Source organism: Halomonas sp. BC04 (assembly GCF_000568385.1).
Window position 1 is genome coordinate 1 of sequence record NZ_AZQX01000304.1, and the last position, 10,442, is coordinate 10,442.

A 10,442-nucleotide genomic window follows, 5' to 3' on the forward strand; every position below is an offset into this window, starting at 1 on the left:
CATGTTCGGGATGAGGTTGTTGTTATTGCTCCCGCTTCCGCATCGTTTCACAGCCCGCGTTGTTGTTGTTGGTGCGGGCTCTGTCTCGCCTGGCCGCCTTGTTGTTGTTGTTGGCGCGGGTGACAGCCGGATGTTGTTTTTCTTACCCGTAGATGTTGCACGCCACATGCCATGACGTTTATCAGCATTGAAAAACAGTACGTTACGTCATGCCGTGAGGAGGGGCGGCCAGCTCGCCCCGAAGGTGTTACCCATCTTGGGCCATATCGGGGCAGATTCTGAGTGGTAAGGTAACACCTGGTGCAAAACCCCCGGGAAATCATCAAAAAAGCGCCACTGGCCTGTGCCAGGGGCGCTTGGACAATAGTCGTAGATGGCGCTCGTGCTGCCACCGGTCACGGGTAGCGTCGGGCCGGTCAGGCGCTGCTGCGCCTGGCCGGCTTCTTGCGTGGAATGCCCAGGCGCTGGCGGCGTTCCCAGAGGCACTTGCGGCTGATGCCCAGCTTCTGGGCAAGCTCCGTTTCGCTCATCTGATCCTGGTGCTCGAGAACGAAGTGCTGGAAGTAGTCTTCCAGGGAAAGATCGTCGCCGCTCTCGTCCTGGTCGCTCTCGGCCGGCTCGATCGCTCGCGGCATCGGTTCGGGGGAGGGGCGGGGTGAGACCGATAGTCCCGGTCTCAGTCCCAGGTCGTCGGGGTGGATCAGGTGGCCCTCGGCAAGTATCACGCCGCGCTCCAGGGCGTTCTCCAGTTCACGGACGTTACCCGGCCAGGGGTAGTCGCGGATTTCCCGCAGCGCCGCGCGGGAAAGGCGCAGGCCACCACGCTGATGCCGGCGACATGCCTTTTCCAGCAAAACATCGGCGATGGTCAGGACGTCCTCGTCCCGGTCGCGCAGCGGCGGCAGATCGATCTGCATCACGTTGAGGCGATAGTAGAGGTCGAGTCGGAATTCGCCGGTCTTCGACAGGGCCCGCAGGTCACGATGGGTGGCGGCGATCAGGCGCACATCCACATGGCGGGTCTCCACCGAGCCGATACGGCGGATCTCCCCCTCCTGCAGCACCCGCAGCAGGCGGGCCTGGGCATCCAGGGGCAGTTCGCCGATTTCGTCCAGAAACAGGGTGCCGCCGTCGGCGGCCTCCACCAGTCCGGTGCGGGCGGCGCTGGCGCCGGTGAATGCGCCTTTCTCATGGCCGAACAGTTCGGATTCGATGAGTGTCTCGGGAATGGCGGCACAGTTGACGCAGATCAGCGCGGCTGTGGCCCGCTTGCTCTGCTGGTGAATGGCCCGGGCCACCAGCTCCTTGCCGGTACCCGACTCGCCCTGGATCAGCACCGTGACGTCTGCCGGGGCCGTCTTGCGGATGCGGGTGTAGACGGCCTGCATGGCCTGGCACTCACCGATCATCTGCTGGCGCGAGCCGCCCGCGTCGGTGATGTCCGGGGGCGGGGAGCGGTGCGAGGACTGCTGGTGCAGCACCCGGGATACGGTCTCGAGCAGTTCATCGTGGTCGAAGGGCTTGGCCACGTAGTCGATGGCACCCTCCTTGAGGGCCTCGACTGCCGAGCGCATGCTGGCATAGCTGGTCATGATCAGCACGGGGACCGGTGCCGCGCTGGCGATTAGTGTGGTTCCTGGCTCGCCTGGCAGGCGCAGGTCGCTGATCACCAGGTCGAAATGCTGGGGGTCCAGGGCGAGTGCCTCATCGACCGAGCCGGCTTCACTGACGCGATAGTCATGGCGCTCCAGAAGCCGACGAAGTGCGGTGCGGATGATGGCCTCGTCTTCAACGATCAGAATCCTGCTCATTCGTCTCTTCACCATCCTGTCGTTCGGTGGGCAGCCACAGGCAGATGCGGGTGCCGCGCTCATGCCCGGGGGGCGGTGACTCGATTTCGATTCTCCCATGATGCTCGGCAATGATGCTGTAGACCAGCGGCAGGCCCAGGCCGGTTCCTTCACCGGGTGGCTTGGTGGTCGTGAAGGGCTCGAAAAGGTGGTCGCGGACTCTGGCGTCGAGCCCCTCGCCCTCGTCGGTGACGGTCACCTTCAGCATGCGGCCTTCCGGTTCAGCGGCGATGACGATGTTGCCGCCCGGCTGGCTGGCGTCGCGGGCGTTGCTCAACAGGTTGATCATCACCTGCTGGAGCCGTTGGGCATCGCCGAACGTCTCCAGTTCGGCAGGGCAGAGATTATGGTACCTCACATCCTCGCCCGAGCGCGCCAGCTGTAGCAAGTGCAGCGCCTCGTCGGCAACGGCAGCGATGGAGACCGGTGCGAAGCTGGTGCCGCCGATATGACGGCCGCCGTGGGCAAAGCCCACCAGCGAGCCCACGATACGGGAGACCCGGTCGGTCAACTGCTGTATCTGGGCGGCGGTTTCCAGAACCTGGGGATCGTTGGTGTCATAGCGCAGGTTCTGGGCCAGCGACGAGATGCCGGTGATGGGGTTGCCGATCTCATGGGCGACCCCGGCGGCAAGCTGACCGATGGAGGCGAGGCGCGCGGCATGTACCAGCTCGTCCTCCAGCCATTTCATCTCGCTGTGGTCCTCGATCAGGATCACGGTGCCGCCGCGGACGTCATCGTCGGCCTTGAGCTCGGCCCGGTGCAGGGTCAGGTATCGGGTGCCGCCCTCCAGCGTCACCGCCTGCTTGTAGAGGTGATCCTCCTTCTCGGCCCGGCTCAACAGGTCTCCCCAGGGGGCGGGGAGACCGTCGCGGCGGGCGCCGATAACGCTATTTCCGTCGATGCCGGAGAGCTCGGCCAGGGCATCGTTCCACATCAGCAGCTCGTCATCGACGCCGAAGGCGCACAGGCCCACAGGCAGCCGGGTCAGGATGCGGCGATGGTAGCGACGTAGCCCATCCAGCTCCCTGGCCAGTCCGGTCAGGCGTGAACGATAGGCTTCCAGGCGGCTCTCGACGAAGTGGATGTCGTCGGTGGGTTCCTGGCCGCCTCGCCGATAGGCAGGTAGCGGTCGACGATATCCTGGGCCACCGAGGGCCCCATGAGACCGGAAAGATTGGCCTGGATCCGGTCGCGCAGCCGGCGCAGGGCATAGGGGCGACCGTCCAGGGGGGAGAGACCCAGGTCGGTCAGGGCTCGTTCCACTTCCCGTTCGGCGACTTCGTCACCGAGCGCCCGGGCGAGCGGCTGCTTGAACTCCTCGCCGGTGGCCGCCAGCAGGGGCAGGCGCTTGGGGCGGATCACGGCGTCCACCGAGCAGGCCTCGGCGGCGGCGCGCTCGCCGGGTGAGGTGCGGGTGGCCAGCGAGACGATGATGAAGGTCAGGCTATTGGCGGCCAGCGAGACCAGGGTCACCACGTACCAGTCCGGCTCGCCGGCAAGCACCTCAAGCCCTGGGGGTATCAGTACCAGGGCGGGCAGGGCGGTGAGCAGCGGTAGCCACAGGCCGACAAGCCAGACCAGGGTGCCGATGGCCAGGCCCGATACCATGCCCTTGCGGTTGGCCCCTGGCCAGTAGAGCAGGGCAAGCAGCCCCGGCAGGCACTGTGCCATGCCGACAAAGGCGGCGAGCCCCAGTGTGGTCAGGTCATGATTGACCCCGACGGTACGGTAGAAGAGCCACCCACCCAGGATTACCGCGGCGATCAGTCCGCGACGAAGCCAGCGTAGCCAGCGATAGAGGTTTGGCTGGGCTTCGGGGGGGTGAGCGACCAGCAGCACGTGATTGAGGATCATCCCCGACAGGGCCAGGGCGATGATGACCATGGTTGCACTGGTGGCGGCCAGGCCGGCGATGAAGGCGAGCGCCTGGACCCAGAACGATTCCGAGAGGCCGAAGGCCAAATAGGCGGAGCCGATCAGCTGGTCGCTTCCCAATCGCTGCCCGGCCCACAGGATCAGCGGCACCGGTATCGCCATCAGCAGCAGGAACAGCGGCAGGGACCAGCTGGCCTGGAGCAGGGTATGCCGCGATAGCGTCTCGGCAAAGGTGATGTGGAAGATATGCGGCATCAGCAGTGCCGCGGCGAAGAACAGCAGCAGCAGGGTGCGCCAATGGGCCGGATCGGGTTGGGCCACGCCCGCCTGATGGGCCTGGCCGGGGCCATCCAGCCAGAGCTGCAGGTCGGCCGGGCCATCGAAGACGACGAATAGCGCGATGCCGCCCAGGACCAGCATGGCACCGAGCTTGATGAGCGAGGTGAAGGCGATGACCGTAAGCAGCGTGTCATGCCGAGCGTACTGGTGCCTGTGGCGGGTACCGAAGAGCATGGCGAACAGGGCGATCATGCCACTGAAGGCCAGCGCCAGGAGGGCTGGCGAGGCGGCATTGGTCATCAGGTAGATGGCATCGCCCAGGGTCTGTACCTGCAGTGCCAGCAGGGGGAGTACCGCCAGCAGGCTGATGACCGTTACCAGTGTGCCGACCCAGCGCGAGCGAAAGCGAAAGGCAAAGAGGTCGGCCAGGGAGGAGAGCTGGTAGGTGTGGGTCATGCGCTGGATGGGGACCAGCAGGACCGGCGCCAGCAGGAAGGCGCCGGCCACGCCCAGGTAGTAGGCGAGGTAGCCGTACCCGTCGCTGGCGGCCAGCTCCAGGCTGCCGTAGATGGCCCAGGCGCTGGCATACACCCCCAACGCCAGGGTATAGACGGCAGGGTGGCGGGTAATGCGTCGGCCGATCCAGCCGCGCTCCACCGCCAGGGCACACAGGAACATCAGCAGCAGGTAGCTGGTGCCCAGGGCGAAGACGCTGGCCAGGCTATTGTTCATCCAGCTTCCTTTTCTGCTCCAGCCATAGCGTCAGCGCGATGAGTATTCCCCAGATGACGAAGGGCCGGTACCAGGCCACCCCCGGGCTGGACCAGCCGCTCATCAACAGCGGCGAGAGCAGGTAGCCCCCGAACACCAGCAGCAGCATGATGCGATAGACGTACACAGCGTGCTCCTCGTTCAGGATGGGTCGGTGGCGGCCATGTCGGCAGCGGCAGCTTGTCGGGTGGCCTCGGGGCGAATGCGGTCCACTTCCCAGTGGGCAATGGCCCAGTCGAGCTGCTCGCCAGCGGGGGCGGTGGCCAGCGAATCGGGCGGTGCCTGATCCAGTGCTGCCAGGGCACGATGCAGCAGCGGGCGCACCGCCCTTTCCAACACGGGGAGCGCCGGCGCCAGGTTCTGCTTGGAGAGCTTCTGGCCGTCGCGATTCATGATCAGGGGCAGGTGCAGGTAGCGCGGTTCAGGCAGGCCCAAGGCATGCTGCAACTGGCGCTGCCAGGGCGTATTGTCGAGCAAGTCGAAGCCACGCACCACATCGGTGATGCCCTGGTCGGCATCATCGACCACCACGGCCAGCTGGTAGGCCCAGAGGCCATCCTTGCGCTTGAGCACCACGTCGCCCAATTCAACCGGATCGAAGCACTGGGTCCCGAACAGCCTATCCTGCCATGTGACCGGACGCAGCCCCTTGTCGCTGCGCAGTCGCCAGGCCGATGGCTTGTCGGGCTCCCGCAGGCCCTGCCGACACCAGCCGGGGTAGATAGGAAAGTCGCGCCACTGCTTGCGTGAACAGCTGCAGGGGTAGGCGAGATCCTGTGACCTCAGGCGCTCCAGGGCGGCGGCATAGGCCTCGTTGCGCTCGCTTTGCCAGCGGATCGGACCATCCCAGTGGAGGCCGAAGGCCTCGAGCTGGCGCAGAATGGTATCGGCGGCCCCGGGAGGGCAGCGTGGCGGGTCGATGTCCTCGATGCGCAGCAGCCACTGGCCGCCCGCCCGACGGGCATCGAGGAAACTGGCCAGGGCGGCGATCAATGAGCCGAAGTGCAGCGCGCCGGATGGGGTGGGGGCGAAGCGGCCGCGATAAGGGGTCATGGATGACTCCCGATGAGGGCGGTCGTCACGCAAACGGGCACCCTGGGGTGCCCGTCGCGACAGCAGGGATGGTTTGGCGACTCAACCGCCGAGCTGCTTTTCCTTGAGCTCGGCCAGGGTCTTGCAGTCCACGCACAGTGTCGCTGTGGGGCGGGCCTCAAGCCGGCGGATGCCGATCTCGACGCCGCAGGCCTCGCAAAAGCCATAGTCGTCCTCGTCGATCTTGTCGAGGGTTTCATTGATCTTCTTGAGCAGTTTGCGCTCCCGGTCCCGCGTGCGCAGTTCGAGACTGAAGCCCTCTTCCTGAGTGGCACGATCGGCCGGATCGGCATAGTTGTTCGCCTCTTCCTGCAGATGGCGCACGGTGCGATCTACCTCTTCCATGAGCTCCTGTTTCCAGCCCAGCAGGATCTGTCGGAAGTGCTCCAGCTGTTGCTCGTTCATGTACTCTTCACCCGATGCTGGCTCGTACGGGGTGAATTTCTTGGGCGCTTCCGTTTTCTTGTCTGCTACTGGCATGGGACTGCCTCTTTAACTTTAGTGACTGCTGATCAATACCCGCTCCGATACTCTGCAAGGTATCTCACGCCAAAGGCATGCTTGTTTAGCGGAAAAACGCCGCCTTTGCAATAGCGACCTTGGCAATGCTGGCGAGGGAGCGGCCTGCGCGACGGTCTTGAAAAAAGATAGAATCTACCTTGGAAAGCCCGGCGGCGAAAGGTTCCCCGTCAGGCCTGGAAATTTCAATCGGGAGTCAGTCATGTCGTGGAACTCGCGGGTCGATCGTGTTGCCCCTTTCCGTGTGATGAACCTGCTGGAGATCGCCCAGGCCCGTGAGGCAGCGGGGCACGATGTCATACACCTGGAGGTGGGCGAGCCTGACTTTGCCACGCCGGAACCGGTGCTCGCCGCCGGCCAGCAGGCGCTGGCGGCGGGGTACACCCGCTATACGCCGGCWGCGGGGCTACCGGCGCTGCGCGAGGCGATCGCCGGCCACTACGCCGAGCACTTCGGCGCCGTGGTGGATCCATCGCGGATTCTGGTCACCCCTGGCGCCTCCGGGGCCCTGCTGCTGGCCAGCCAGCTGTTGGCCGGGCCCGGCGACCGGGTGCTGATGGCCGATCCCAACTACCCCTGCAATCGCCACTTCATGGCCCTGGCCGGCGCCGAGGTGGATGCCGTGCCGGTGGGCCCAGAAAGCGGTTGGCAGCTGGATGTGGCCTTGGTCGAGCAACACTGGCGTGATGACACGCGCCTGGCGATGCTCGCCACCCCCTCCAACCCTACCGGCCATATGCTCGATGGGGCACAGCTCGCGGCGGTTGCCGACAGCGTGGCGGCTCGTGGTGGTGAACTGCTGGTGGATGAGATCTACCAGGGGCTCTGCTACGACATCTCGCCGCTGTCGGTGGCCGCAATCACCCCCGATGCCTTCGTGGTCAACAGCTTCTCCAAGTACTTCGGCATGACCGGCTGGCGCCTGGGCTGGCTGTTGGCGCCCGAGGCGGCAGTGGAACCGCTCACCCGCCTGGCCCAGAACGTGTTCCTGGCGGCCTCCACTCCGGCCCAGCACGCGGCGCTGGCTGCCTTCACGCCTGAGTGTCGCGATATCCTCGAGTCGCGTCGTGTCGAGCTGGGGCGTCGGCGCGATGCGCTGCTGAGCGGACTTTCCCGGCTGGGGCTGGCGCCCTCATTGCCGCCCCAGGGCGCCTTCTACCTGTGGCTGGATATCTCCCGCTATAGCCGCGACAGCCAGACCTTCTGCCGGCAGCTGCTTGAGGAGGAGAACGTGGCGATCACGCCAGGCATCGACTTTGCGCTGAAGGGGGGCGAGCACCACGTGCGCATCGCCTTCACCACCGGTATCGCTCGGCTCGAGGAGGCGGTGGCCCGGCTCGAGCGCTTTCTGGCTCGCCAGTCGTCGCGAGTGCTGTACTGACGCGGAGGTTTTTCCATGGACTATCCCGAGCTGGTGCCCGGCATCCTGCTGCGACGCTACAAGCGTTTCCTGTCCGATGTGCGCCTTGCCGACGGGCGCGAGGTGGTTGCCCATTGTCCCAATACCGGCTCCATGCGTGCGGTGAACGTGCCGGGCTGCCGCGTCTGGCTGGCGCCCAGCAATAATCCGGCGCGCAAGCTGGCCTGGACCTGGGAACTGATCGAGCTGCCACAGCAGGACGGTAGTCTGGCGCTCGCCTCGGTGCATACCGGGCGGGCCAACCGCATCGTCGAAGAGGCGCTGCTCGCGGGGAGGGTGGCGACACTGGCGGGCTATGCGACGCTGAAGCGCGAGGCGAAGGTGACAACGGACGGGGGAAAAGTCGCGAGCCGACTCGATTTCCGCCTGGACGACCCGCAGTGGGGAGCCGCCTTCGTCGAGGTCAAGCAGGTGACCCTCAAGGAGAGCGATGGCCATGGCTACTTCCCCGATGCGGTGAGCGAGCGGGGGCGACGACACCTGGGGGTGCTGGGGGATCTCGTGGCCCAGGGCCACCGGGCGGTACTGCTTTTCTGTGTGGCCCATACCGGCATCGGTGACGTGGCCGCCGCCTCACACCTCGACCCCGCCTATGCCCTGGCACTGGGCGAGGCAGCGGAACGCGGGGTGGAAATTCTGGCTCATGGCTGCCGGGTGGACTGCCTCGAGGGGGCGCCGCACGCGATTCGGCTGGCCGAGGCGCTGCCCGTTTCACTCACCCGCCAGCTGGATATGGCCCTCGGCATCGACTGAAATCGCTAGCGGTTCCAGGTAGCGCCCCTGGCAGGGGCCGAAGACGCATTCCCCGGTTTCGGGCAGGAACAGGGCGCCGTGCATGGCGCACTGGATCAGTTCCCCGCCCGCTTCGAGAAAGACGTTCGGCGCCGCCTGCAGCGCGACCCCCTGGTGGGGGCAGCGATTGACGAAGGCGCTGATGCGCCCGTGCACCGTCACCAGCAGCACGTCGCGTCCGTCGGGCAGGCGTAGACCCAGTGCCGAGGTGGCGTCGAGCTGAGAGCGTCGAGCGATGATGGTGGCAGGCGCTGGGCTCACCGGTCGATGGTGAATCGCTGGATGAAACCGACCTCGGCCGGTGGCTGGTTGCGGTCGTGGCGTACCTCGAGGTCGAAGCGCATGGGTTCGTCTTCGATGATACGGAAGACCGCAATCTGCGACACACTGTCGCCGGTACGCAGCGAGCGGAAGGAGAGAGGGGTCGGGGAGCTATCGCCCACCGTGCCGACCTTGCCGCTGACCGGGGCGTTTACCGCCCGCAGGGTGCCATCCTCGAGTTCTTCGAGCACGCTGACATTGACCAGCGCCATGGCGGGGCTGCGCTGGATGCCATGCTCCGCAGCCACATCCGCGCTGAGAAAGCTGGTGCTGACGGCGCTGTAGTGTACCTGGTAGTCGCCCACCTTTTCGTACTGCTGGGCCTGCAAGGGTAGCGCCAGGCAGAGGAGCAGCACACCAGACAGGCAATGCAGAGCGGTTCGATATCTCATCGTGATTCCCTCTTGTCGCAGTCTCTTGTCGCAGTCAGGGCTGTCGCGGAAGTGCCGGGTCCGGGCTCATTCCCGCTGCCGGCTGATGCGGAAGATGGCGATTTCGCCGAACAGGTTGGGCCAGAGCCGCGAGGCCCAGTGACCTTCATGATCGCGTATCCCCACGGCCCGGTCAGTGATCGCCAGCCCCTTCTCGCGACACAGGTGCTCGAAGTCGTTGAAGGTCGACAGGTGAATGTTGGGGGTGTCATACCAGGCATGGGGCAGCGTCTTGGAGACCGGCATGTAGCCGCGGATGCCGAGATGTACCCGGTGCCGCCAGTAGGCGAAGTTGGGGAAGGTGATGATGCACTCGTCGGCGACCCGCAGCATCTCGTCGAGCATCCGGTCGGGGCGGCGCAGCGCCTGAAGCGCCTGGGTCATGACCACCAGATCGTAGGTGTCATCCTCGAAATTCACCAGGCCCTCGTCGAGGTTCTGCTCGATGACGTTGACGCCCTTTTCGATGCAGGCGGTGATGCCCGCCGGGTCGATCTCCAGGCCATAGCCGCTGACCCCCTTGTCCCGGGCCAACGCCTCGAGCAGGGTGCCGTCGCCGCAGGCCAGGTCGAGGATGTGCGCTCCTTTGGGGATCCAGCGGTGAATCAGTTCCAGGTCGGCTCGCATCATGAGCGCTCCTCCAGGCCCAGTTCCCGGGCCGCACGGGACATGAAGGCGGCGAAGACGGCCTGATAGCGTGGCTCCGGCAGGAGGAAGGCGTCATGGCCGTGGGGAGAGTCGATGTTCACATAGCTGACCGACTTGCCGGCCCGGATCAAGGCGTTGGCCAGCTCCCGGGAGCGGGAGGGGGGAAAGCGCCAGTCGCTGGTGAAGCTGACCACCAGGAAGGGGCACTGCGCCGGCTTCACCGCCTTCGCCAGGACGCCGCCGTGTACCGCGGCCGGGTCGAAATAGTCGAGGGCCTTGGTCATCAGCAGATAGGTGTTGGCATCGAAGGAGCTCGAGAAGGTATCGCCTTGATGCCGTAGGTAGGACTCCACCTGGAACTCCACGCCGTAGCCGAAGTTGAGATCCTCGCTGCGCAGGTCGCGGCCGAACTTGCTGCCCATGGCATCTTCCGACAGGTAG

9 protein-coding genes and 2 pseudogenes are annotated in these 10,442 nt (G+C 65.6%); 2 read left to right on the forward strand and 9 right to left on the reverse strand.

Annotated elements, in window-relative coordinates; genetic code table 11:
* Positions 1-416: 416 nt before the first annotated feature.
* From Q427_RS20780 to dksA, 5 genes and pseudogenes are all read right to left on the reverse strand, one after another.
* Positions 417-1,811 carry a sigma-54-dependent transcriptional regulator gene (locus tag Q427_RS20780; RefSeq protein ID WP_043517014.1) on the reverse strand — a complete coding sequence of 465 codons (1,395 nt, stop codon included), beginning with the start codon at positions 1,809-1,811 and terminating at the stop codon, positions 417-419.
* Positions 1,789-4,739 (reverse strand): annotated as a pseudogene (locus Q427_RS20785) (ATP-binding protein). Before Q427_RS20785 ends, Q427_RS20780 begins: the two are co-directional and overlap by 23 nt.
* Complete coding sequence (locus Q427_RS32670; RefSeq protein ID WP_043517015.1) at positions 4,729-4,905, reverse strand: hypothetical protein; 177 nt, start codon at positions 4,903-4,905, stop codon at positions 4,729-4,731. The pseudogene Q427_RS20785 and the gene Q427_RS32670 overlap by 11 nt, the downstream one beginning before the upstream one ends.
* A gap of 14 nt (positions 4,906-4,919) precedes the next feature.
* Positions 4,920-5,831: a tRNA glutamyl-Q(34) synthetase GluQRS gene (gene gluQRS, locus Q427_RS20795; RefSeq protein ID WP_051496565.1), complete on the reverse strand. Its 912-nt coding sequence runs from the start codon at positions 5,829-5,831 to the stop codon at positions 4,920-4,922.
* Positions 5,832-5,912: 81 nt separating this feature from the next.
* Entirely contained in the window at positions 5,913-6,350 is a 438-nt protein-coding gene (gene dksA / locus Q427_RS20800) for an RNA polymerase-binding protein DksA (RefSeq protein ID WP_043517016.1), read from the reverse strand.
* Between the two features lie 241 nt (positions 6,351-6,591).
* Between dksA and Q427_RS20805 the strand changes: the two genes are divergently transcribed.
* Both Q427_RS20805 and sfsA read left to right on the forward strand, forming a co-directional pair.
* Positions 6,592-7,770 carry a pyridoxal phosphate-dependent aminotransferase gene (locus Q427_RS20805; protein ID WP_043517017.1) on the forward strand — a complete coding sequence of 393 codons (1,179 nt, stop codon included), beginning with the start codon at positions 6,592-6,594 and terminating at the stop codon, positions 7,768-7,770.
* Positions 7,771-7,785: 15 nt separating this feature from the next.
* The gene (sfsA, locus tag Q427_RS20810) at positions 7,786-8,562 is read left to right on the forward strand and encodes a DNA/RNA nuclease SfsA (protein ID WP_043517018.1); all 777 of its coding nucleotides are present in this window, start codon (positions 7,786-7,788) and stop codon (positions 8,560-8,562) included.
* Here the strand turns inward: sfsA and Q427_RS20815 are convergent.
* The 4 genes and pseudogenes from Q427_RS20815 to metX all read right to left on the reverse strand — a co-directional run.
* A complete protein-coding gene (locus Q427_RS20815) occupies positions 8,521-8,862 on the reverse strand; it encodes a Rieske (2Fe-2S) protein (RefSeq protein WP_197030768.1) in 342 nt (113 codons plus the stop codon). The two genes, sfsA and Q427_RS20815, sit on opposite strands and share 42 nt — an antisense overlap.
* Complete coding sequence (locus Q427_RS20820) at positions 8,859-9,314, reverse strand: DUF4426 domain-containing protein (protein WP_043517020.1); 456 nt, start codon at positions 9,312-9,314, stop codon at positions 8,859-8,861. Before Q427_RS20820 ends, Q427_RS20815 begins: the two co-directional genes overlap by 4 nt.
* A 66-nt stretch (positions 9,315-9,380) precedes the next feature.
* Positions 9,381-9,980, reverse strand: coding sequence for a methionine biosynthesis protein MetW (gene metW / locus Q427_RS20825; protein WP_043517024.1), 600 nt, complete (start codon positions 9,978-9,980; stop codon positions 9,381-9,383).
* A pseudogene (gene metX, locus Q427_RS20830) lies at positions 9,980-10,442 on the reverse strand (homoserine O-acetyltransferase); the annotation flags it as partial. The pseudogene metX and the gene metW, both read right to left, overlap by 1 nt.